The 24,314-nt window shown below is 67.5% G+C and carries 15 protein-coding genes; 8 read left to right on the forward strand and 7 right to left on the reverse strand.

The features are described from left to right. Positions 1 to 54: 54 nt before the first annotated feature. Together aceF and aceE are read right to left on the reverse strand one after the other, a co-directional pair. Positions 55 to 1,755, reverse strand: a complete 1,701-nt coding sequence (gene aceF / locus RQP53_RS05140; RefSeq protein WP_315649101.1) for a dihydrolipoyllysine-residue acetyltransferase — start codon at positions 1,753 to 1,755, stop codon at positions 55 to 57. Between the two features lie 111 nt (positions 1,756 to 1,866). Next, positions 1,867 to 4,575, reverse strand: a complete 2,709-nt coding sequence (aceE, locus tag RQP53_RS05145) for a pyruvate dehydrogenase (acetyl-transferring), homodimeric type (RefSeq protein ID WP_315649103.1) — start codon at positions 4,573 to 4,575, stop codon at positions 1,867 to 1,869. A 228-nt stretch (positions 4,576 to 4,803) separates the two neighbouring features. On the opposite strand from aceE, the gene RQP53_RS05150 reads away from it, so the two are divergent. The 4 genes from RQP53_RS05150 (at position 4,804) to RQP53_RS05165 (ending at position 11,065) form a co-directional block, all read left to right on the forward strand. Continuing rightward, positions 4,804 to 7,359 (forward strand): PAS domain S-box protein, encoded by a 2,556-nt coding sequence (locus tag RQP53_RS05150; RefSeq protein ID WP_315649105.1) that lies wholly within the window; start codon positions 4,804 to 4,806, stop codon positions 7,357 to 7,359. Further along, positions 7,356 to 7,979: a response regulator transcription factor gene (locus RQP53_RS05155; protein WP_315649107.1), complete on the forward strand. Its 624-nt coding sequence runs from the start codon at positions 7,356 to 7,358 to the stop codon at positions 7,977 to 7,979. The genes RQP53_RS05150 and RQP53_RS05155 overlap by 4 nt, the downstream gene beginning before the upstream one ends. Before the next feature lie 176 nt (positions 7,980 to 8,155). Then, the gene (folD, locus tag RQP53_RS05160; RefSeq protein WP_315649109.1) at positions 8,156 to 9,001 is read left to right on the forward strand and encodes a bifunctional methylenetetrahydrofolate dehydrogenase/methenyltetrahydrofolate cyclohydrolase FolD; all 846 of its coding nucleotides are present in this window, start codon (positions 8,156 to 8,158) and stop codon (positions 8,999 to 9,001) included. A 51-nt stretch (positions 9,002 to 9,052) separates the two neighbouring features. Then, positions 9,053 to 11,065: a M3 family metallopeptidase gene (locus RQP53_RS05165; protein WP_315649111.1), complete on the forward strand. Its 2,013-nt coding sequence runs from the start codon at positions 9,053 to 9,055 to the stop codon at positions 11,063 to 11,065. Between the two features lie 7 nt (positions 11,066 to 11,072). On the opposite strand, the gene RQP53_RS05170 is transcribed toward RQP53_RS05165, so the two are convergent. Then, a complete protein-coding gene (locus RQP53_RS05170) occupies positions 11,073 to 12,719 on the reverse strand; it encodes a SulP family inorganic anion transporter (RefSeq protein ID WP_315649114.1) in 1,647 nt (548 codons plus the stop codon). Between the two features lie 20 nt (positions 12,720 to 12,739). After that, positions 12,740 to 15,601, reverse strand: coding sequence for a M16 family metallopeptidase (locus RQP53_RS05175; protein WP_315649115.1), 2,862 nt, complete (start codon positions 15,599 to 15,601; stop codon positions 12,740 to 12,742). Between the two features lie 206 nt (positions 15,602 to 15,807). Here RQP53_RS05175 and RQP53_RS05180 point away from each other — a divergent pair, with 206 nt between their 5' ends. Continuing rightward, entirely contained in the window at positions 15,808 to 16,536 is a 729-nt protein-coding gene (locus RQP53_RS05180) for a hypothetical protein (protein WP_315649117.1), read from the forward strand. Between the two features lie 46 nt (positions 16,537 to 16,582). Here RQP53_RS05180 and RQP53_RS05185 read toward each other — a convergent pair whose 3' ends face one another. Both RQP53_RS05185 and RQP53_RS05190 read right to left on the reverse strand, forming a co-directional pair. After that, a complete protein-coding gene (locus tag RQP53_RS05185) occupies positions 16,583 to 17,770 on the reverse strand; it encodes an MFS transporter (RefSeq protein WP_315649118.1) in 1,188 nt (395 codons plus the stop codon). Then, a complete protein-coding gene (locus tag RQP53_RS05190; protein WP_434064051.1) occupies positions 17,767 to 19,287 on the reverse strand; it encodes a DNA recombination protein RmuC in 1,521 nt (506 codons plus the stop codon). Before RQP53_RS05190 ends, RQP53_RS05185 begins: the two co-directional genes overlap by 4 nt. A gap of 84 nt (positions 19,288 to 19,371) precedes the next feature. On the opposite strand from RQP53_RS05190, the gene RQP53_RS05195 reads away from it, so the two are divergent. The 3 genes from RQP53_RS05195 (at position 19,372) to RQP53_RS05205 (ending at position 23,352) form a co-directional block, all read left to right on the forward strand. After that, positions 19,372 to 20,427, forward strand: a complete 1,056-nt coding sequence (locus RQP53_RS05195; protein ID WP_315649122.1) for an RNA methyltransferase — start codon at positions 19,372 to 19,374, stop codon at positions 20,425 to 20,427. Beyond that, on the forward strand, positions 20,424 to 22,484 hold the full coding sequence (locus tag RQP53_RS05200) for a UvrD-helicase domain-containing protein (RefSeq protein ID WP_315649124.1): 2,061 nt from the start codon (positions 20,424 to 20,426) through the stop codon (positions 22,482 to 22,484). Before RQP53_RS05195 ends, RQP53_RS05200 begins: the two co-directional genes overlap by 4 nt. Before the next feature lie 88 nt (positions 22,485 to 22,572). Continuing rightward, complete coding sequence (locus RQP53_RS05205) at positions 22,573 to 23,352, forward strand: hypothetical protein (protein WP_315649126.1); 780 nt, start codon at positions 22,573 to 22,575, stop codon at positions 23,350 to 23,352. On the opposite strand, the gene RQP53_RS05210 is transcribed toward RQP53_RS05205, so the two are convergent. Beyond that, entirely contained in the window at positions 23,345 to 24,313 is a 969-nt protein-coding gene (locus RQP53_RS05210; RefSeq protein ID WP_315649128.1) for a 2-hydroxyacid dehydrogenase, read from the reverse strand. The genes RQP53_RS05205 and RQP53_RS05210 overlap by 8 nt on opposite strands. Position 24,314 lies beyond the last annotated feature (1 nt).

Raw genomic sequence — 24,314 nt, forward strand, 5'->3', positions numbered from 1 at the left:
CCGGGCCGCCGGGCGTGCCCCCTTGAGGGGGCGCGCGCAGCGCGTAGGGGGTGGTTAAAGAGCAATCCGCCTGAAGTCGGCCAGCAGGGATGCGAAGTACACGTTGAAGCGCGCGGCCGCTGCGCCGTCGATCACGCGGTGATCCCAGCTGAGGCTCAGCGGCAGCATCAGCCGCGGCGCGAACTGCTTGCCGTCCCACTTGGGCTCGATCTGGCTCTTGCAGACGCCCATGATGGCCACCTCGGGCGCATTGATGATGGGCGTGAAGTAGCGCCCGCCAATGCCGCCCAGCGAGGAGATCGTGAAGCAGCCGCCGCTCATATCGGCCGGGCCCAGCTTGCCGTCGCGGGCCTTCTTGGCCAGCTCGCTCATCTCGGCACTGATCTCGACGATGCCCTTCTTGTCGGCATCCTTGATCACCGGCACGACGAGGCCGTTGGGCGTGTCCGCCGCGAAACCAATGTGGAAGTACTTCTTCAGCACCAGCTTCTGGGCGTCGCCCCCACTTTCATCACTTTCCAGCGAGGCATTGAACTCGGGGAACTTCTTCAGCGCGGCGACGGCAGCCTTGATCATGAAGGCCAGCATCGTCACCTTGACACCGCTCTTCTCGTTCTCCTTGTTCAGGAGCACGCGGAAGGCTTCGAGATCGGTGATGTCGGCATCGTCATGGTTGGTGACATGGGGGATCACCACCCAGTTGCGATGCAGATTGGCGCCGGAGATCTTCTTGATGCGGCTGAGGTCCTTGCGCTCGACGGCGCCGAACTTCTCGAAATCGACCTTGGGCCAGGGCAGCAGGCCGGGCAGGCTGCCGCCACCCGCGGCTGCAGCGCCGGCCGGTGCAGCGGCCTTCTGTGCAGCGGTTTGAAGGCTGCCGGCCATCACGGCCTTCACAAAGGCCTGCAGATCGGTCTCGATGATGCGGCCCTTGGGGCCTGTGCCCTTGACCTCGGCCAGCGGCACGCCCAACTCGCGGGCGATGCGGCGGATGCTGGGCGAGGCATGGGGCAGGCGGCCACTCGGCGTGCTCGGCTCGTGGGCCGGCAGGGCCGCGGCTGGCGCAGCGGGAGTGGCTGCTGGTGCCGAAACTGGCGCCGCTGGCACGCTGGCGACAGCGGCGGCGGGCGCAGCCGCTGCCACGGCCGCCGCAGGCGCAGCGCCGGCCACTTCCACCAGCGCCAGCAGGCTGCCCTTGGCGATCTTGTCGCCGAGCTTGACCTTCAGTTCGCGGATCACGCCGGCATGCGAGCTGGGGATTTCCATCGAGGCCTTGTCGCTCTCGACGGTGACCAGGCTCTGTTCCAGCTTGATCGTGTCGCCGACCTTGACGAAGACCTCGATCACTGCGACCGAGTCGAAATCGCCGATGTCCGGCACCACGACTTCGACCAGGCCGCCTGATGTGGCAGCTGCGGCGGGAGCCGCGGCCGGTGCAGCCACTGGCGCGGCAGCGGGTGCTGCCATCGGGGCCGCAGCGACCGGTGCCGAGGCCGGCGCAGCGGCAGCCGCCGCGCCTTCTGCGTCAACGACGACCAGCAGACTGCCTTCGTTGACCACATCGCCGACGGCGACCTTGATCTCGCGCACCACGCCGGCATGCGAGCTGGGGATTTCCATCGAGGCCTTGTCGCTCTCGACCGTGACCAGGCTTTGCTCCAGCTTGATGCTGTCGCCGACCTTGACCAGCAGCTCGATCACCGCCACGTCCTTGAAGTCGCCGATGTCCGGGACTTTGACTTCTACCAATGCCATGTCTGTTCTCCGCTAACTCTTCGCTTGCGCACCTCGGTGGTGCGACCTTGAAGCCCGTGGCGCAGGCTGCGCTACGCCAACCGGCCTCGCGCCTGCTCGCCTCGGCGCTGATCAGGCGTACAAGGGGTTGATCTTGTCTGCGTTCAAGCCGTAGTTGGAAATCGCTTCGGCCACCGTACCGACCGGGATCTTGCCCTCGTCGGCCAGGCTCTTCAGCGCGGCCACGACGATGTAGTGCCGGTTGATCTCGAAGTGCTCGCGCAGCTTGGAGCGGAAGTCCGAGCGGCCGAAACCGTCGGTGCCCAGCACCTTGTAGCTGCGGCCGGCCGGGATGAAGGCGCGGATCTGTTCCGCATAGTTCTTCATATAGTCGGTCGAGGCAACGACCGGGCCGCTGGTCTTGCTCAGCTGCTGGGTCACGAAGGGCACGCAGGCCAGCTCGGTCGGGTGCAGCAGGTTCCAGCGCTCGGCGTTCTGGCCGTCGCGGGCCAGCTCGTTGAAGCTCGGGCAGCTCCAGACGCTGGCGCCCACGCCCCACTCGGCTTCGAGCAGCTGCTTGGCCGCCTGGCTCTCACGCAGGATGGAGCCGGAGCCGAGCAGATTGACCTGCAACTGCAGCGGCGCCGCCTCTTCGAGCAGATACATGCCCTTGATGATCTGCTCTTCGGTGCCGGCCTTCAGGCCCGGCATCGCGTAGTTCTCGTTCAAGAGCGTCAGGTAGAAGAACACGTTCTCCTGGTCCTGCACCATGCGCTTCAGGCCGTGCTGCATGATCACCGCCACCTCATGGGCAAAGGTCGGGTCGTAGGACACGCAGTTCGGAATGGTGCCGGCGAGGATGTGGCTGTGGCCGTCTTCGTGCTGCAGGCCTTCGCCGTTCAGCGTGGTGCGGCCCGAGGTGCCGCCCAAGAGGAAGCCACGCGCCTGCATATCGCCGGCCGCCCAGGCCAGATCACCGATGCGCTGGAAGCCGAACATCGAGTAGTAGACGTAGAACGGGATCATCACCCGGTTGTTCGTCGAGTAGCTCGTGGCCGCCGCGATCCAGCTGGCCATGCCGCCTGCTTCGTTGATGCCTTCCTGCAGGATCTGGCCATCCTTGGCCTCGCGGTAGTACATCACCTGGTCCTTGTCGACCGGGGTGTAGTTCTGACCCTTGGGGTTGTAGATGCCGATCTGGCGGAACAGGCCTTCCATGCCGAAGGTGCGTGCCTCGTCGACCAGGATGGGCACGACGCGCGGGCCCAGATCCTTGTCGCGCAGCAGCTGGGTCAGGAAGCGCACATAGGCTTGCGTGGTCGAGATCTCGCGGCCTTCGGCGGTGGGCTCGAGCACGGCCTTGAAGGTGTCCAGCGCCGGGGCGCTGAAGCTCTCCTCGGCCTTGACGCGGCGCTGCGGCAGGTAGCCGCCGAGGGCCTGACGGCGCTCGTGCAGATAGCGCATCTCGGGCGTGTCGTCGGCCGGCTTGTAGTAAGGCAGCTTGGGCAGCTCGCTGTCGGGGATGGGGATGCCGAAGCGGTCGCGGATGTACTTGATGTCCTCGTCGCTCAGCTTCTTGGTCTGGTGGACGGTGTTCTTGCCTTCACCGGCCTTGCCCATGCCATAGCCCTTGACGGTCTTGACCAGCAGCAGCGTCGGTTGGCCCGAGTTGTTGTTGTGCGCGGCATGGAAGGCGGCGAACACCTTCTCCGGCTGGTGGCCACCCCGGCGCAGCTCGAAGATCTCGTCATCGCTCATGTGCTCGACCAGCTTGGCCGTCTCCGGGTACTTGCCGAAGAAGTGCTTGCGGACGTAGGCGCCGTCATTGGCCTTCATGGCCTGGTAGTCGCCGTCGACGGTTTCCATCATCAGCTGTTTCAGCTTGCCGCTCTTGTCGCGGGCCAGCAGCTCGTCCCAGCCCTTGCCCCAGATCAGCTTGATGACGTTCCAGCCGCTGCCGCGGAACTCGCCTTCGAGCTCCTGAATGATCTTGCCGTTGCCGCGCACCGGGCCGTCCAGGCGTTGCAGATTGCAGTTGATGACGAAGACCAGATTGTCCAGGCCCTCGCGCGCGGCCAGGCCGATGGCGCCCAGGCTTTCCGGCTCGTCCATCTCGCCGTCGCCCATGAAGGCCCAGACCTTGCGGTTCTCGGTATTGGCAATGCCACGGGCGTGCAGGTACTTCAGGAAACGCGCCTGGTAGATCGCCATCAAGGGGCCCAGGCCCATGGACACGGTCGGGAACTGCCAGAACTCGGGCATCAGCTTGGGATGCGGGTAGCTGGACAGGCCCTTGCCATCGACTTCCTGGCGGAAGCTGTCCAGTTGCTCCTCGCTCAGCCGGCCTTCCAGGAAGGCGCGGGCATAGATGCCGGGCGCGCTGTGGCCCTGGATGTAGAGCAGGTCACCGCCATGGTTCTCGCTCTCGGCGTGCCAGAAATGGTTGAAGCCGGCGCCCAGCATCGAGGCCAGCGAAGCAAACGAGCCGATATGGCCGCCCAGATCGCCGCCGTCGGCCGGGTTCAGGCGGTTGGCGCGCACCACCATCGCCATCGCATTCCAGCGCATATAGGCGCGCAGGCGCTTCTCGATCTCGATATTGCCGGGGCAGCGCGCTTCCTGGTCAGCCGGGATGGTGTTCAGGTAGGGCGTGGTGGCCGAGAACGGCACATCGATGCCGGCCTGGCGGGCGTGGTCGATCAGCTGGTTCAGCAGGAAATGCGCGCGCTCACCACCTTCCTCGCCAATCACAGCCGACAGCGCGTCCAGCCATTCCTTGGTTTCGAGGGCATCGGTGTCGAGGGCGGCGGCGCCTGCAAAGGACTGGGGCTGCGCGGACATGCTGTCTCCTTGGGGGTTCGGGCTGGTGGGCCAGCCGTGTTTCAAGCGGAAATCACTGCCACATCAGGTCAATCCAGGCTGTACCAGACAGCCGGCTGCCGATGATCCGCCCGGAGTGTCGCACAACATGTCGGAAAATTCCAAATCGTGCGACTGCGTTTCACATCGTGATATTTGAAGGGATTGCCTGGGCCGGGCGAGGCGGGCCGGCACCGGATAATCGCGCCCATGCTTGCTCGTTTTGATGTCAAAGGCGCCTGGCGCCGTGCCCTGCTGCCGCTGCAGCGCCTGGCCACCGGTTGGTGGCGCAGCCAATCGCCCTCGCGCCAGGACCGTTTCGCCACGCTCGGGCCGCTGATCTCGGTGCTCTTGTTCCTGTCGGCCATCGTGCTGGCGGTCTGGTACCTGCGCAACGAGGAAATCGACCGCGCCAGCGAGGCGGTGCGCCGCGATACCGAGATCGCTCAACAGCAGATCCAGCTGCGCCTGATCGAGAACGAGGAACAGCTGCTGCGCATCGCCCGCGAGATCGCCACCCGCGCCACCGACGCCAGCCAGTTCAACGCCCAGGCCAAGGCCTTTGCCCGCGACCGGCCCGAGATCATCCACATCACCTGGCTGGGCTCCAAGCGCGAGCGGCTGGCCAGCGAGAGCGCCAGCGGCCTGCAGGCCGAAACGCTGATGGCATTGGGCAGCGATGACCCGTCGATGCCCGCCGGCAACCCGGCCACGGCGCCGGAGCGCGCCTTCCAGCAGGCCAAGCAGTTGCGCAAATCGGTGTATTCGCAGGCCTTCAGCGACTACAACAACACCACGGTGTTCCAGATCCAGGTGCCAGTGCTGGACCGCCACGGCTTCAGCGGCATGCTGATCGCCGAGTATTCGGTCGAGGCGCTGCTGCGCTATTACGTGAAGTCCGAGGTGTCGGCGCGGCATGCGCTGTCAATCCTCGACGACCACGATCAGATCCTCGCCAGCACCGCGCCGGCCATGCCGGGCCAGCGCATCAAGAAGCCGGTGATCTTTTACGACGCCCCGCTGGGCCGCAAGCTGGACAACGGCCTGTATTTGCGCGGCCAGGGCTACCGCACCTCGGCCGGCCTGATCGGCAACACGCTGTTCTGGATGGTGGTGGCGCTGTCGGTGCTGACCGTCTGGATGCTGCTGGGCACCTGGAAGCATATGCGTCGCCGCATGCACATCCAGAATGCGCTGGTCAACGAAACGAATTTCCGTCGCGCGATGGAAAACTCGATGCTGACCGGCATGCGCGCCATGGACATGGAGTCGCGCATCTCCTACGTGAACCCGGCCTTCTGCGCGATGACCGGCTTCTCGGAGGCCGAGCTGATCGGCCGCAAGCCGCCCTTCCCCTACTGGCCGCCGGACCGCTACGAAGAGAACGCCCGGCTGTTGCAGCAGGAAATCCACGGCCGCAGCCCGGCCGGCGGCGCCGAGGTGAAGGTGATGCGCAAGGACGGCACAACCTTCGATGCACGGATGTACGTCTCGCCGCTGATCGACCCCAAGGGCAAGCAGACCGGCTGGATGACCTCGATGACCAATATCACCGAGGCCAAGCGGGTGCGCGACCAGCTCTCGGCCTCGCATGAGCGCTTCACCACCGTGCTGGAGGGGCTGGACGCGGCGGTGTCGGTGCTGTCGGTCCAGCAGGGCGAGCTGCTGTTCGCCAACCGCAGCTACCGGCTCTGGTTCGGCGCCGATCCCAAGGGCCATGCAATGCTGGCCGGCAGCCAGCTCTCACGCAGCAAGGAAGACCCGGACGCCGACGAAGAGGTCGACGACTACGGCGGCCTGCCCTCGCAGCATCTGACCGAGGTGGGCTCCGATCCGCGCGAGGTCTATATCGAATCGCTGGAGATGTGGTTTGACGTGCGCGCCCGCTACCTGCAGTGGACCGACGGCCGCCTGGCGCAGATGCTGATCGCCACCGACATCACCGCGCGCCGCCATGCCGAGATGCTCGCCGCCCAGCAGGCCGAGAAGGCCCAGGTGACCAGCCGGCTGATGACCATGGGCGAGATGGCCTCCAGCGTCGCTCACGAGCTGAACCAGCCACTAACGGCAATCACCAATTACTGCAACGGCATGGTTTCGCGGGTGCGCAATGACGCGATCCAGAAAGACGATCTGCTCGCCGCGCTGGAGAAGACCGCCAAGCAGGCGCAGCGCGCCGGGCAGATCATTCACCGCATCCGCAACTTCGTGAAGCGCAGCGAGCCGCAGCGCCAGGCCTCGTCGGCGCACAGCATCGTCGAGGATGCAGTCGAGCTGGCCGGCATCGAGCTGCGCCGCCGCAACGTCGCCATCCACACCTATGTGGCGCAGCGGCTGCCGACGCTGATGGTCGACCCGATCCTGATCGAGCAGGTGCTGATGAACCTGCTGAAGAATGCCGCCGAGGCGATCGACAACGCCGGCCTCCCGGTCTCGCGCCGCCATATCGAGCTGCGCGTGGTGCCCAAGCACACGCCGGAGCTGGGCGGCAATATCGAGTTCAGCGTCACCGATATGGGCCCGGGCCTGCCCACCGAGGTGATCGAGCGCATGTACGAAGCCTTCTTCTCGACCAAGGCCGACGGCATGGGCATAGGCCTAGGGTTATGCCGGTCTATCGTCGAGTCGCACCAGGGCCGGATCAGGGCCGAGAATCTATACAATGGCCCGTCCATCGTGGGGTGCAGGTTCGCCTTCACGATCCCCGTAGACATTCCGCGCCCCGAGCCCTCGGGGGCGGCTCAAAACACTGCTGCGACACCATGAGCCTGATTCCGAAGAAGGGTAACGTCTACGTTGTCGATGACGACGAAGCGGTACGAGACTCCCTGCAATGGCTGCTTGAGGGCAAGGACTACCGCGTCAAGTGCTTTGACTCGGCGGAATCCTTTCTGAGCCGCTACGACCCGCGCGAAGTGGCCTGCCTGATTGCCGACATCCGCATGGAAGGCATGAGCGGCCTGGAGCTGCAGGATCGACTGCTGGAACGCCGCAGCCCGCTGCCGGTCGTCTTCATCACCGGCCACGGCGATGTGCCGATGGCGGTGCAGACGATGAAGAAGGGCGCGATGGACTTCATCGAGAAGCCCTTCAAGGAGGACGAGCTGCTGGCCCTGGTTGAGCGCATGCTGGACCAGGCCCGCGAGGCCTTCTCCAGCCACCAGGAAGCCGCCAGCCGCGACGCCCTGCTGTCGCGCCTGACCACCCGCGAGGCCCAGGTGCTGGAACGCATCGTCGCCGGCCGCCTGAACAAGCAGATCGCCGACGACCTGGGCATCAGCATCAAGACGGTGGAGGCGCACCGCGCCAACATCATGGAGAAGCTCAACGCCAACACGGTGGCCGACCTGCTCAAGATCGCCCTGGGGGCGCAAGGCAAGGCCTGAAGCCCTGCCTGAGCTGAAAGAGGCCGCTGCGTGATCAGCGGCCTTTTGCATTTCAAACTTCTGTTCAAAGGCAACCACAGAGGCACAGAGCCGCAGAGCACAAGAACCATGCTGGCTGTTCTCCGTGCCTCTGTGCCTCTGTGGTTGCATTTTTCCTGCATTCACTCGGAACTGCCATGAGCGCACAAATCATCGACGGCAACGCCCTCTCCCAACAAGTCCGCGCCGAGGTAGCCGCACGCACCGCCGCGCTGAAGGCCCAGGGCAAGACGCCGGGGCTGGCGGTGATCCTGGTCGGCGACAACCCGGCCAGCCAGGTCTATGTGCGCAACAAGGTCAAGGCCTGCGGCGATGTCGGCTTCCACTCGGTGCTGGAGAAGTACGAGGCGACGATGAGCGAGGCCGAGTTGCTGGCCCGCGTCGAGGCGCTGAACAATGACCCCAGCATCCACGGCATCCTGGTGCAGCTGCCGCTGCCCAAGCACATTGACGATCACAAGGTCATCGAGGCGATCTCGCCGGCCAAGGACGTTGACGGTTTCGCTGTTGAAAGCGCGGGCGCACTGATGGTTGGTGAGCAGGGCTTCAAGGCCTGCACGCCCTATGGCTGCATGAAGATGCTGGAGAGCATCGGCATGAAGGATCTGCGCGGCAAGCACGCCGTGGTGATCGGCCGCTCCAACATCGTCGGCAAGCCGATGGCCATGATGCTGCTGCAGGCCAATGCCACCGTGACCGTCTGCCACAGCGGCACCGCCGATCTGGCCCACCACACGAGGCAGGCCGATGTCATCGTCGCCGCCGTCGGCAAGCGCAATGTGCTGACGGCCGATATGGTCAAGCCCGGCGCCGTCGTCATCGACGTGGGCATGAACCGCAACGACGAAGGCAAGCTCTGCGGCGACGTCGATTTCGACGGCGTCAAGCAAGTGGCCGGCTGGATCACCCCGGTGCCCGGCGGCGTCGGCCCGATGACCATCACCATGCTGCTGGTCAACACGATGGAATCGGCGGAACGCTGAGGCCTGCCCGCTGCTCCTTCCACGCCGTATCGATAAAGGCCTCTGCCCGCCATGAGCAATCCGCTGCTGTCCACCGCCCCGCTGCCCGCCTTCGCGGCCATCAAGCCCGAACACATCGCGCCGGCCGTCAACACCCTGCTTGATGAAGCCCGGGCCGCGCTGGCCACGGCCACCGCCGACAGCACGCCGGCCGATTACGAGACGCTGGAGCGCGTGCTCAGCGTGGCCACCGAGCGCCTGGGCACCGCCTGGGGCGCCGTCAGCCATCTGAATTCGGTCGCCAACACGCCGGAGCTGCGCGAGGCTTACAACGCCATGCTGCCGGTGGTGACCGAGTTCTACACCGAGATGGGCGCCGACGAGCGGCTCTACGCCAAGTACAAGCAGATCAATGCCAACGCCGCGGCGCTGAACGCCGCCCGCCAGCAGGCGCTGCGCCACTGGATGCGCGATTTCGTGCTCTCCGGCGCCGAGCTGCAGGGCGAGGCCAAGACGCGTTTTGCCGCCATCCAGGAGCGCAGCGCCGAACTCAGCCAGCAGTTCAGCGAGCATGTGCTCGATGCCACCGACGGCTATGCGCTCTATGTCAGCGCCGACCAGCTCAAGGGCCTGCCCGATGACATCCTGGCCAGCACCCGCGCCGCCGCCGAGGCCGAGGGCAAGGACGGTCACAAGCTGACGCTGCAGTTCCCCTGCTACCTGCCGGTGATGCAGTACGCCGACGACCGCGAACTGCGCCAGACGCTCTACCGCGCCTACGTCACCCGCGCCAGCGAACTCGGCGCCCCCGAGCACGACAACAGCGCGCTGATGCAAGAGCTGCTGGCGCTGCGGCAGGAAGAGGCACAGCTGCTGGGCTATGCCAACTACGCCGAGGTCTCGCTGGTGGCCAAGATGGCCGAGTCGCCCGCCCAGGTGATGCAGTTCCTGCGTGAACTCTCAGCCAAGGCGCGCCCCTTTGCCGAACGCGACTTGAGCGAGCTGCGCGATTTCGCCCAGGCCGCGCTGGGCCTGGCCGATCTGCAGGCCTGGGACGTGTCCTACGCCTCGGAAAAGCTGAAGTTGGCCCGCTATGCCTTCAGCGATCAGGAGGTCAAGCAATACCTGACCCTGCCGCGCGTGCTCGATGGCCTGTTCGGCATCCTGCAGCGCCTCTTCGGCGTGCAGCTGGTGGCCGACCAGGCCGAGGTCTGGCACGACTCGGTGCGCTTCTGTCGGCTCGAGCGTGCTGGCCAGACCATTGGCCACGTCTACCTGGACCTCTATGCCCGCAATGGCAAGCGGCCCGGCGCCTGGATGGACGAGGTGCGCGGCCGCTGGCTGCGCCCGGACGGCCAGCAGCAGCTGCCGGTCGCTCATCTGGTCTGCAATTTCGCCAGCCCGGTCGGCGATCAGCCGGCGCTGCTGACCCGCGACGACCTGACCACGCTGTTCCACGAGTTCGGCCATGGCCTGCACCACCTGCTGACCCAGGTCAACGAGCTGGGCGTGGCCGGCATCTCCGGCGTGGAATGGGATGCCGTCGAGCTGCCCAGCCAGTTCATGGAGAACTTCTGCTGGGAATGGGAAGTGCTGCAGCAGCTGTCCAGCCATGTCGAGACCGGCGCCGCGCTGCCACGCGAGCTGTTCGACAAGATGGTCGCCGCCAAGAACTTCCAGTCCGGCCTGCAGACGCTGCGCCAGATCGAGTTCGCGCTGTTCGACATGCGCCTGCATGCCGAGCTCGGTAGCGAGCAGCGCATCCAGGCCGTGCTGGACGAAGTTCGTGCCGAGGTTTCGGTCAACCCGCCGCCCGCCTTCAACCGCTCGCAGCACAGCTTCTCGCACATCTTCGCGGGCGGCTACTCGGCCGGTTATTACAGCTACAAATGGGCCGAGGTGCTGTCCGCCGACGCCTGGAGCGCCTTCGAGGAAGAAGGCGTCTTCAACGCTGCCACCGGCGCCCGCTATCTGCACAACATCCTCGAGGTCGGTGGTTCGCGCGATGCGATGGACAACTTCAAGGCCTTCCGCGGCCGCGAACCGAAGATCGACGCCCTGCTGCGCCACCAGGGCATGGCCTGAGTCGCGCTCAGGCCGCGCGGCCGAGCTCGGCCGCGTCAGCCACGCTCCAGAACATCGCTTCGGCGCGCCCCAGGCCCTGGGGATCACAGCGTGCCAGCAGCTCGCGCACCGGTTCCTTGACCCGTGCCAGCAGCAGTTCACAGCCCGCCTGGCGCAGACGCTGGCGCAACTCCAGCAGGCATTCCAGCGCGGTCACATCAAGATCGCCGCTCTCTTCCAGACTCAGCACCACCGCGTGCAGTGCTTCGGCACTGGCGCGGCGTTGCTGCACGCGGGTCAGCACCTCGGCGACCACGCGCTCGGCGCTGGCGAAGAACAAGGGCTCCTCGGGTCGCAGGATCAAGAGCCCCGGCCGCACCAAGGCCTCGGGGTGCTCGTCGCGAACGACGTAGTTGCGCGTCTCGTCCAGCTGCGCCAACTCGTGAACCACCGGCTGGCTGAAGCGCCGCAGCGCGCCGATCAGCGACAGCGCTATCGCCGTCAACATGCCGTGCAAAACGCCTAGCAAAAGCACCGCCAGCACCGCGGCCACGATCAGCCAGCGGTCGCGGTCCAGCCGCCACATCGCCAGCAGCGGGCGCGGCGACAGGCTGTGCCACAGCGCGCTGATCACCGCCACCGCCAGCACCGGGCGGGGCAACAGATGCAGCGCCGGCAGGGCCAGCCACAGCGCCAGCACGATGGCCAGCATCGCAAAGGCACCGGCCCAGCGGCTTTTTGCGCCCGCCGCCTCATTGGCCGCCGTGGCCGAAAAGCCAGCCCCGACCGGCAGCCCCTGCAGCAGCGCCGAAGCGATATTGGCCAGGCCCAACGCGGCCAGTTCGCGATTGGCATCGGGCCGCTCGCCATGGCGCAGCGCGAACGTCCGCACACTGCCCCAGGACTCGGAAAAGATCAGCACCACCAGGCCGAACGCCAGCTCACCGGCACGCAGCCATTCATCGGCGCTGAGCTGCGGCCAGACCGGCCTGAAGTCGGGTCGGGCCAGCGCCCCCACTTCGTGAACGCCCAGGCCCCGCAGGTCCAGCCCGCGCGCCGCGGCAATCGCCAGCACGATCACCAGCAAGGAGGCCGGCAGCTGCGGCCAGCGGCGCAGCAGCGCCAGGCCGAGCGCCGCCGAGAGCGCCACGCCGACACTGGGCAGATGCAGCTGCTGCAGATGGCTGCCCAGATGCAGCAACAGGCGCAGGGGATCGGCGCCGGGCTGCGGCGCCAGGCCCAGCGCATCGGGCAGCTGCTTGATGACGATGCTGATGGCCAGGGCAAAGGCAAAGCCGCGCAGCACCGGCCGCGACACAAACCCCGACAGCTGCCCCTGACGGCCCCAGGCCAGCAGCAGCAGGATCGCGCCGGCCAGCAGCACCAGCGCCGTCAGCGCCGCGCCATAGCCGGGCGCCAGCGCGCCGGCCGCCGGTATCGACAAGGCCGCCGCAGCCGCCAGGCTGGCGCTGGACGAGGTCGGCGCCACGATGGCAAAGCGGCTGCCGCCACAGCAGGCATAGACCAGCAGGCCGAGCAGGCAGGCGGTCAGCGCATGCGCCACCGGCACCTGCGCCAGGCCGGCATAGGCGACCGCCTCGGGCAGCAGCAGGCCGGCCACACAGAGGCCCGCGACCAGGTCGCGGCGCAGCGCGCGACTCAGCTCGGGGCTCACGCTCGGCCAGGCCGCACAGCCTACTTGCCGGCGGCGCCGGCAAAGTCACCGGCAGTGGTGACGACGAAAGCCTCGGGGCGGATCAGCCGGCGCCAGGCGGCGCGCAGCTGCTCCAGCGTTACCGCCTGCAGCTGCGCCTCGCGCTCGGCCTCATAGGGCCAGGTCTTGCCCAGCTCGGCATACCAGAGCAGCGCGCCGCCCAAGCGGCCATCGTCGGCACGGCCCTGCTTCCAGCCCTCCAGCACATCGTGCTTGGCGCGGGCCAGCTCGGCCTCGCTGGGGCCCTGCTCGCTCATCGCCAGCACTTCCTCGCGGATCACGGCCAGAATCTTTTCGCGGTTCTGCGGCGCGTAGCTGCCCGAGATTTCCAGGCTGGCGCTGCGCCCAAAGTAGTCGGCACTGAGGCCTGCACCAACGCCATAGCTCAGCCCCTCCTGGCGACGTACCCGGGTGCTCAGCCGGCTTTCCATGCCACCGGCGCCGAAGACATGAACGGCCAGCATCATCGGCAGGTAGTCGGCATCCTGGCGGCTCAGCTCGAAGCTCTGCACCATCTGCAGCGTCGCATTGGCCTTGTCTGTGGCCTGCACGTCGAAGCGGGCCGGCGGCAACTTCAGCGCTGCGGCGATATGGCGCTGGAAGCGCGGCGCATCGGTCTTTTTCCAATCACCAAACAGCTGCTCGATGGCCGCGTCCAGGCCCGCCGGCAGCGTGCCGACGACGGCCACCCGTGCCGCATCGGCCGACCAGTACTGGCGATGGAAGCGCTGCACATCGGCCAGCGTGGTGCGGCGCAGCTCATCAATCCGTTCATCGAGGCTGGGGCGGTAGTCCGGGTCGCCGGGGTGGTAGCCACCGGCTGCATTGATATGGGCGCGGTTGGCCTCGGCAGCCATGGTATGGAGTTCCTGTCGCGAACCTTCCAATGCGGCCAGGCCCTGGCGCTTCAGCCGTTCGAAGGCATCGGCAGGCAGGCGCGGCTCGCGCATCAGCTCGGCGGCAATGCGCAGCGCCTCGATCAGCGTGTCGCGCTCGGCGCTCAGATAGAGCGTGGCGCCCTGATTGCCCGCACTGACGTTCAGATTGGCCTTCAGTCGCACCATCTCGTCGCGCAGCTTCTGCTTGTCCCAATGCGTGCTGCCCTCGGCGAGCAGCTGGCCAACCATCGTGGTGCCCAGGGCGGCCGTGGTCGCCCGCGGCTCGCCCCAGCGCAGCTGCAGCTGCAGCGTCACACTATTGCCGCGGGTCTGCTTGGCCAGCGTCTGCAGCTCGATGCCGCTGGGCAGGGTCTTGCGCTGGGTGCGCGACTCCAGCGCCTGCGGTGTCGGTTCGAAGCGCTCGCCCTGCTCCACCACCGGCGGCGGCTTCAGCAGGGCCAGGCGCTCGGCCAGCGGCGGTGCGGCCGGGATCTGCACCCGCTCGACCTCGCTGGCCGGCAGGTAGCGGCCCAGCGTGCGATTGGCCGGCTTGAAATAGGCCTTGCGCACCCGCTCGACGTCGGCCAGCGTGACCTTGGGCAAATCATCCATCAGCTGGAACAGCAGGCGCCAGTCGCCGGCGCCCAGCAGCGATGAAATCTGCTGGATCAGCCCTTCGGGGCTCTTCATCTGCTGCCGGTAGGACAGCAGCGCCACCTCGCGCACCCGGGCCAGCTCCTCCTCGGTGAAGGGCTGGCCGGCGCGGCCTTCGACCAGTGCAAGCAGCTTGTTCTCAACTGCAGACACATCGGCACCGGGCGCCAGCACCGCGATCGCCTGCGCGCTGCCGGGCGCCTGCCCGCCCAAGCCGCCCAAACCGGCGCCCAGCGCCAACTTGCTCTCGACCAGTTCCTTGTACAGATGGCCGCTGGGCTGCATCGACATCAGCAGGCTCAGCACAAGCAGCGGCGCGCTGTCGGCATGGGCAATGGCCGGCACATGGTAGTGGGCCAGCAGCGTCGGCTGGCCGCCGATGCGACGCACGACGACGCTGCGCTCGCCGTCCTGCGCCGGTTCTTCGGTATAAGGCTCGGGAATCGCTTCGGCCGGCTTGGCGATGGGGCCGAAGCGCTCGGCAATCAGCTTCAGCGTGGCCTCGCGGTCAAAGCGGCCGGCGACCAGCAGCGTCGCGTTATCGGGCCGGTAATAGCGCCGGTAGAAGGCCTGCAGCTTCTCGATCGGCACATTCTCGATATCGCTCTTCGGACCTATCGTCGAATGGCCGTAGGCATGCCAGTCGAAGGCGACCGCCTGCACCCGCTGGCTGAGCACGCGCATCGGATCGTTCTCGCCGCGCTCGAACTCGTTGCGCACCACGCTCATCTCCTTGTCCAGATCGCTTTTGGCGATGAAGGAGTTGCGCATCCGGTCGGCCTCCAGGCCGAGCATGAAGGCCAGGGTGTCGGGATTGGCGTTGAAGCTGGCGAAGTAGTTGGTGCGGTCGTTGGTCGTCGTGCCGTTGAAGCGCACGCCGCGCTCGGCCAGCGCCGTCGGGATGTCCTTGTTCGACGGCGTACCCTTGAAGACCAGATGCTCCAGCAGATGGGCCATGCCGTACTCGCCCTGCGATTCATGACGGCTGCCGACGCGGTAGGTGATGTTGACGGTGCTGGTGCTCTGCGCCTCATCCGGGAAGAGCAGGATCTGCAGGCCGTTGGGCAGGCTGTATTCGCTGATGCCGCCCAGCTCGCGCACGAACTGTGCCTCGATCATGACTGGAGCGGCTGGCGCGGCCGGCGCCTTCTTGGCTGCCGGCTTGACCGCGCCCTTCGCCGCAGCCCCCGCCACGGGCTTGCTCGGCTCGGCGCCAGCCGCGGCCAGCGCGCCGCCCGCGAGCGCCGTGCTGATCAACACGGCCAACAGCTGTTGATTCAGAGGCTTGGGGCTGAAATGAAGCACGAACATGAAAGCTCTACCTTTTTTGCGGGACAAGTGATCGATCGCGGCCCAAGCCCATCGCCCGGCCGCTCCGCATTGTGACGCCGCCTGCGGTGCATCAGGCAGTACCGAAAGTGTCGTGCCGCGCTACCACGCCGGGCTTGGGCACGCCACCCCGCCCGCCCGCTCCCACAATGCGCGCCATGCCTCGCCTACACCCACTCACGAAAACCATGACCCGCATTGCCCTGCCCCCTTGGCTGATCGCTTTGCCGATCGCCACAGTGGTGCTGGCCGGCTGCGCCAGCAATCCCCTGCGCATGGCCAAGCCGCCCGAGCTGGCCGGCCGCGCGGCGGTGCTGGAGGTCAGCGATCGCAGCAGCGCCCGTGGCCTGCTGGTCGACGAGTCCTTCAAGCTTGGCAGTGACCAGGTCAGCCAGGTCAAGCGCGACTGGGACTCAGGCGGCGGCCTGGCGATCGGACCGCTGAGCACACGCCAGCAGCGCGAGGGCTTTCGCTACCGCTACCTGGGGCGCGAAGACTGGGACGCCCAGTGCGAATACACCAGCCAGGAGCGCGGCCTGCAACTGTTCAAGAGCCTGGCGCTGGAGGACAACAAGGCCCACCTCAGCTGCGCCTGCCGCAGCGGCAGCGAACAGGTGCAGATCGATCTCGATGATGAATGGAAACCGCTGCAGGGCAGCGCGCGCATCGGCAGCTCGAGCTACCGCATCAGCCAGATCGCCGAGCGGCGCACGGTCAACGGCATGGCCGTCGAACAGGGCCTGAAGTCGCCGGCGCTGGGCTATCGCCTCGATGACGCGGCACGGGGCCAGAGCGTGGCAGCCGTTGAAGTGCTGCACCCCGGGCGGGTCTGGCTGGCGCACCAATTGCCAGCCTCCGAGCGTGAACCGCTGGCCTGCCTGATGGCCGGGCTGATGCTGTACGGGCCGCAGCAATAGGCGCCCGACCGGCTAAGGCGCCGCCGGCCAAGGCGTTTCGCGCAGCTCAGTGCCGCTCGACCACCTCACGCGTGAGCGCCCTTGCCGGCCATTGCGCCAGCACGAGCAGGCCGGCCATCAGCCACATTGGCGCCGCTGCCGTGGTCGCGCCAGCCAGCAGACCAAAGCCCAGCGGCATGCCGACCGTGGCGCCATTGCTGGCCAGCATGCGCAGGCCCAGCGCCTGGCCATGGCGGTCCGCCGGCGTGACCTGGTGCAGCACGGCCAGCGCCATTGGCTGCACCGAGCCCAATGCCACGCCCAGCAAGGCTGAACCCAGCATCAGCCCGGCCGTCCCCGGCAACCAGGCATAGGCCAGCAGCACCAGCGTGGCCAGCACCATTGCAAGCCGCATCGACTTCATCTCGTCCAGCTGCGCCGCGAACCGGGCAATGGCCAGGCGCACCACCGTGGCCGCACAGGCAAAGGCACCAAGCACCAGGCCAATCTCGGACGCGCTCAGGCCCTTGGCATGGCCGACCACCGGCACGACGAAGCTGTGCGCGTCCCAGCAGGACGAGAGCACGATATTCAGAATCAACAGCCGACGCAGCGGTGCCAGGCGCAGCAAATCCCAGGCCGGCCGTGGGCGGGCGTGGGCATCGTGGGCCTTGGGCGCATGGCGAGGCACTTTGCTGGCCAGTGCCCAGCACAGCAGCGGCAGCAGCGCGGCCAGCACGAAGGCGGCGCGAAAGCTGATGTGGTCGATCAAGAGCCCGGCCGCCACCGGCGCCAGCGCATTGGAAATGGCCGGCCCCAGCGCGACCCAGCTGAAAACGCGCTTGAGCTCACCGGGCTCATCGGCCATCAAACCGGCCTCGCGCTGAATGGCCACCGCCGCCACCGACAGCGCCCCGCCACTGAGCAGGCAGCTGAAGAAAATGGTCGGCAGCGTTTGCCAGGCCAGCGCCGTCAAGGCGCCGCACAGCGCCATCAGCACGGCAATGCCAATCGGGCGATGAAAGCCATGCCGGTCGGAGAGTTGCCCGGCCCACATCGCCAGCGCTATCGGCGCCACCGCAAACAAGCTCAGCAGCAGGCCCACCGTCCATTCACCATGGCCCTGGCGCAGCACCCAGAGGCTGGCCGCCACCCGGGTCACGGCCATGCAGGCATGGACGGCGATCAGCGTGGCAATGACCCAGGGAAAAGCGCGCCTGAAACTGCCGGCTGCCGCCCCCGGGCCGGCGCTCATGCCTCGCCGTCCTCCGCCTCGCCAGCCCCCAGCTGCAGCAGCTGCTGGCTGCTCTCATCGGGCAGCGCCTCGACGCTCTTGAGCTTGCGCGACATCGCGCGGGTGCGCACCTCGGCGGCGTCGATGGTGTTGCTGGCTTCCTCCAGCTTTTTCTTGGTCTTGGCCAGCACATCGCCGAACTTGCCGAACTCGGTCTTGACCGCGCCCAGCACCTCCCAGACCTCGGCCGAACGCTTTTCCAGCGCCAGCGTGCGAAAGCCCATCTGCAGGCTGGTCAGCGTGGCCAGCAGCGTGGTCGGGCCGACCAGCATCACCTTGTGCTCGCGCTGCAGCGATTCGACCAGGCCCGGGCGGCGCAGGGCCTCGGCGTAGAGGCCCTCGGTCGGCACGAAGAGCATGCCGAAATCGGTGGTGTGCGGCGGGCCAATGTATTTCTCGCGAATCGTCTTGGCTTCCAGGCGCAGGCGCGCCTCGATGGCCTTGCCCGCCGCCTCGACACCGGCTGCGTCGGCGCGGTCCTGCGCTTCGAGCAGGCGCTCGTAGTCCTCGCGCGGGAACTTGGCGTCGATGGGCAGCCACAGCGGCGCACCACCGAGTTCTTCGTCGCGACGCTGGCCCGGCAGTTTGATCGCAAACTCCACCCGCTCGGTCGAGCCCGGCAGCGTGGCCACATTGGTGGCGTACTGCTCGGGCGTGAACACCTGTTCCAGCAAGGCGGCCAGCTGCACCTCGCCAAACACGCCGCGGGTCTTCACATTGGTGAGCACCCGGTTCAACGAGCCGACATCGCGGGCCAGGTTCTGCATCTCACCGAGGCCCTTGTGCACCTGCTCCAAGCGCTCGGCCACCTGCTTGAAGCTCTCACCCAGGCGCTGCTCCAGCGTGGCGTGCAGCTTTTCGTCGACGGTGGCGCGCATCTGTTCGAGCTTCTTCTCGTTGTCCTGCTGGATCGCCAGCAGGCGCTGCTCGACGGCGCCCTGCACCTGCGCCAGGCGCTGCTCATTGCTTTGCTGCAGCGCTTGCAGCTGCTCGCGCATCGCATCGCTGAGCCGCTGCATCGCCTCGTTGATCGACTGGCTGCTGCGCAGCGCGGCGGCGTCCTGGGCTTCGCGCGCGGCCAGCGCCTGGGCAGCCAGCGATTGCGTCGTCTGCTGCAAGCCCTGGGCCAGCGCCTGCTGCAGGCTGCCCAGCTGCACGCGGAAGCTGTCGATCTGTTCGTTCTGGGTGCGCGCCACATCGCCGCTTTGCGCCAGCAGCGTCTGCTGGAACTGGGCCAGCTGGGCCAGCATGTCCTGGCGTAACCCGGCGCTGCCGCGCTGCGACTCCTCGCGCAGCTCGCGCTCCAGGCGGGCCAACGCATCGAGCTGGCTCTGTGCCTGGGTTTGGGCCTGGGCTTGCGTCTGCAGCGCGGCAATCTCGCCGCCCCCCTGGCTGCGCCGCAGCAAGACCAGCAAGAAGATCAGGACCAGGGCCAGCGCGGCCAGCAGCAAGAGTTCAACAAGCGTCATGCGAACCATTCTCGCAGGGCCGCGAGCGCAGCCGGTGCGGCCCGCATCGCCAGGCGAACAGCGCTCGTAGAATCCGCGCCTTGGAACCCGTTCATGATCTCTATCCCCAGCCTCTCTGATTTGCGCGAGCAGCTTCGCGCCCTGGGCGCCCTGCCCAAGCACGAGCAGCGGGTGCTGCGGCTGTGGAGCCAGGCGCTGCCGCAGACCAGCGGCAAGCGCCTGATCGAGGACTTCCTGCCGCGCAGCCTGCGCGAGGGCCTGCCCGCCTTCGAGGCCGCGCTGGCGCAGCTGGCCCGGGTGCAATCGGCCCATCCCGGCGAGGACGGCTCCCAGCGCCTGCTGGTGGCGCTGGCCGATGGCATGACGGTGGAATCGGTGCTGCTGCCACGCGATGGCCTGTGCGTCTCATCGCAGATCGGTTGTGCGGTCGGTTGCCAGTTCTGCATGACCGGGCGCGACGGCCTGCTGCGCCAGGTCAGCAGTGCCGAGATCGTCGCCCAGCTGGTGCTGGCGCGGCAGCGCCGGCCGGTCAAGAAGGTCGTCTTCATGGGCATGGGCGAACCGGCCCACAACCTCGACGCTGTGATGGAGGCCATCGAGCTGATGGGCACGGTGGGCAATATCGGCCACAAGAATCTGGTCTTCTCCAGCGTTGGCGATCCGCGCGTGTTCGAGCGGCTGCCGCAGGGGCCGGTCAAGCCGGCGCTGGCGCTGTCGCTGCACACCAGCAAGGCGGCCCTGCGCGAGCAGCTGCTGCCACGCGCGCCGCGGCTGACGCCCGAAGAGCTGGTCGAGGCTGGCGAACGCTATGCGCGCCAGGTCGGCTATCCGATCCAGTACCAATGGACGCTGCTCGACGGCGTCAACGACGGCGAGGACGAGCTCGACGGCATCGTCCGCCTGCTCAAGGGCAAGTACGGCGTGCTGAACATGATTCCCTACAACAGCGTGCCCGAACTGCCGTTCCAGCGACCCAGCTGGGAGCGCGCCGCCGAGATTGCCCGCCAGCTGCACCGCCGCGGTGTGCTGACCAAGCTGCGCAACTCGGCCGGCCAGGATGTTGATGGCGGCTGCGGCCAGCTGCGCGCGCGCAGCCTGGCCGATGATGGCAGCCGGCCGGTGCGTCTCATCCGGCAGCGCCGTCCATGAGTGCGCCCCGCTTCGTGCCGGCGGCGCTGCAGCCGACCGATGAACAGCTGGCCATACAGACCAGCCGCGAGACCCGCATCCTGATCGAGGCTGCGGCCGGCGCTGCCAAGACCACCACGCTGGCGCTGCGCATCGGCGAACGCCTGGCTGCCGGCAGCCCGCCGCAGCGCCTGCTGGCACTGACCTTCACCGACACCGCCTGCCAGGCGCTGCGCGACAAGCTGGAGCAGCTCGGCCTGCCGCGCGCCAGCATCCAGCAGCTGCGCATCCACAGCGTGGAGGACTACGCCAGCCGCGTGCTACGCCATCTCGAGGTGCAGCAGGGCCGCGATCCAGTGCAGTGGCTGCAGCGTGCCGAGCAGCTGCGCCCACATCTGTGGGACGCTATCGAGCAGCTCAGCCTGAATCCCGACGAACGTCACCGCGAGGCGCTGGCCCTGCCGGCCTTCAACAGCGATGCCGCCGTGTCCGCCTATCTGCGCCAGTTCCGGCAGCTCAAGGGCCGGCTGCTGCTGGAACAGCAGCCCAGCCATGACGGCGATGGCGGCCACGACAGCCCCGACTACGCCGAGGATCTCGGCATTGACTACACCTTGCTGCGCGTGCTGCGCAGCTACGAGGCGCTGCGCTGGAGCGTCGGCGATGCCCACCCGCTGTTCCGCGGCCCTTACGACGCCACCTACGACCTCGCCCGGCTGCTGCTGGCCGAAGAAGAGCTGGTGCCGCTGGACTGGCTCTTGGGCCGCTACGACGAGTTGCTGATCGACGAGATGCACGACTGCAATGCGGCGATGTTTGCGCTGCTGCAGGTCTTCATGCGCGACAGCCGCCTGGTGATCTGCGCCGTCGGCGACCGCGATCAGGTGATCCACCGCCAGCATGGCGCGGACGCCCGCTTCATGGGCCGCTCGCTCGACGAGGCCGCCGGCCGCCCCTGGGCGCGGCCGCGGCTCTCGGCCAGCTACCGTTTCGGCCAGGACCTGGCGCAGTGGATGAGCCAGCTGAGCAACAAGCCGATCCGCTCGGCCGAGGCCCTGCTCGGCGCCGAGCGCCTGCACACCGACATCGTGCCACTGCACTACGAGCGCAGCGACGAGGGCTGCGACGTGGGCTGCGTCAACGCGGTGATCGCGGCGCTGCGCGACTGGCGCCGCCAGCGCGGCAGCGAGGCCGCCTGGAGCGAGAGCGCGGTGCTGCTGCGCCATGAATCGCAATCGGTGCTGCTGGAGAACGCGCTGCACAGCGCCGGCATTGCCTACCGCTGCCAGGGCTTTCCCAGCTATCTGCGCCGGCCGGAGGTGCTGTTCGTGCGTGCCGTCTATGCGGTGGCCAGCCAGCGCTGGGATGCGCTGGGCGGTGCCGCCACACGGGCACTGATCCCGGCCGCGCTGTTCGAGATGACGCAGACCCCGCCGCGCCAGGCGGACGACAGCGAATACGCCAGCGATGCCGACTACCTCGCCGAAGCCGCCCGCTATGCCGCCGACAGCGCCATGGTGATCGGCGATATCGTCAATAACACCCTGATGCAGCGCGCCAGCCCTGGCATGCAGCGCCGCCTGCAGCGCGCGCTGGCCGCCGTGCAGAAGAGCAGCGAGGCCTGCGCCTTTGCCGATTTCCTGCAGGCGCTGGACATGCCCGGCATCGCCCGCGAGGTCTTTGTCGAGCCCGAGCGGCGCGCCGAGTTGCAACGGCATATGGAAGGACTGCAGGCCTCGGCCGCGCACTTCGAATCGGTCGAGGCCTTCTTCCGCTCACTGCAGCAGCACGACGAGGCCAATGAGCAGCGCCAGGCCGCCCGCGCCGCCGGCCGCCAGTACGGCGTTCGCGAGGCCCGCCATTGGCTGACGCTGGCCAGCGTCGAGCAGGTCAAGGGCCTGGAGTACGGCCATGTGCTGCTGCCCTGGCTGGCTGACGGGCTCTTCCCTGAGCGCAGCCAGGCGCTGGCCGATGAGCGCAATCTGTTCTACGTCGGCGCCACCCGGGCCCGGCAGCGGCTGAGCCTGATCATCGACGCGGCGCGGCCCAGCGCCTTCATCCAGGGATTGAAGCGCTGACGCGGGCGCCGACGCAAGACCATCGGGCTTTCATCGCCGTGCCCTCTGGCACTGACCATGGCACGCGCATGGCGCCTACAGTCACCGCATGTTGCCGCTGACCCGCCCCCGCCTGCTCGAACACCTGCACCAGCTGGTGCCCACCATCCCCGCGGTGGTCGCCGCCTGGGAGGGCGGCAGTGCCGCCTTCGACTACCGCGATGAACTGTCCGACATTGATGCGGTGCTGGTGGTGGAAGACGATGCAGTCGAGGCGGTGTTCACGGCCGTCGAGCAGGGCCTGCAGACCTTGTCGCCGCTGGCGCTGCGCCACGATGTGCAGGGCAGCGTCGGCTACACGCAGCGCTTCTACCGCTTGGAGGGCTGCTCGGAATTCCTGGTCATTGATCTGGTGTTGATCAGGCGCAGCGACCCGCTGCTGTTCCGCGAGGTCGAGCTGCACGGCCAGGGCCACACCTGGCTGGACCGCGCGGGCCTGCTGGTCGAGGCCCATATCGACCCGCTGGCCGACCGCGCCGCGGCCCGCGCCCGGCTGGCACCGCTGCGCAGCGGCTTCGAGATGTTCCAGCACATCGTCAAAAAGGAGCGGCTGCGCGGCCGCGCTGTCGAAGCGCTGCAGTTCTACCAGGCGATGTCGCTGCGTCCGCTGGTCGAGGCCCTTCGCCTCTTGCACTGCCCGGCCCGGCGCGGCTTCGGCCTGCGCTATCTGGCCCGCGATCTGCCGGCCGAGGTGCATCAGCGGCTGATCCCGCTGGCCTTTGTCCGTGATCTCGACGATCTGGCCCTCAAGCACGAAGCGGTGCAGGCCTGGTTCGCCGAGACGATGGCGCTGCTGGCGCTGGACGCAGGCGACACCAGGCTCAGTTGAGCGCCGTGCGCATCACCCCGCCGCACAGGGCGGCGATCAGGTTGTCGATCGCCAGATTGCACATCGCCCGGCGCGTCGGCACCGAGGCGCTGGCGATATGCGGGGTCAGCACCACATTCGGCACGGTGAGCAGATCCGGGTGCAGCCGCGGCTCGCCCTCGAAGACGTCGAGCCCGGCCGCAGCGATGCGGCGCTCGCGCAGCGCCTGGGCCAGCGCCACATCGTCAACGATGCCGCCACGCGCGATATTGCTCAGCGTGGCGGTGGGCTTCATCTGCGCCAGCTCGGCCGCACCGATCAGGTGGTGGGCCTCGGGGCTGTAGGGCACGACGATGATCAGATGATCGGCCTCGCGCAGCAGCGTCTCCTTCTCGACCCAGCGGGCGTTCAATGGCGCTTCCAGGGCCGGATCGAGCCGGCTGCGGTTGTGATAGATCACCTTCATGCCAAAGCCCAGCGCACCGCGCCGTGCAATCGCCTGGCCGATACGCCCCATGCCCAGAATGCCCAGCGTGGCGCCATGGATGTCGGCGCCGACCAGCAGATCCACATGCCACTGCCGCCACTGGCCGCTGCGCAGATAGTGCTCGGATTCGCTGATGCGCCGCGCCGCCGCCATCATCAGCGCAAAGCCGAAATCAGCGGTCGTCTCGGTCAGCACATCGGGCGCATTGCTGACGCGCACGCCGCGCGCCGTGCAGGCGGCCAGATCGACGTTGTTGTAGCCCACCGTCATCAGGCAGACGGCGCGCAGCGCCGGGCAGGCATCGAGCAGCGTGGCGTCGATGGTCTCCGTTCCAGTCGCAAACAGCCCCTGCTTGCCCTGCAGCCGGCGTATCAGCTCCGGCTGGGGCAAGGGCTCGTCATCGAGCGGCTCCTCGACGTCGACATGGGCGCGCAGCCGCTCGACGATGTCGGCGAATATCTTGCGTGCCACCAGCACTTGGGGTTTGGCGCTCATA

The organism is Roseateles aquae (assembly GCF_032337115.1).
Lineage (GTDB): Bacteria > Pseudomonadota > Gammaproteobacteria > Burkholderiales > Burkholderiaceae_C > Roseateles_C > Roseateles_C aquae.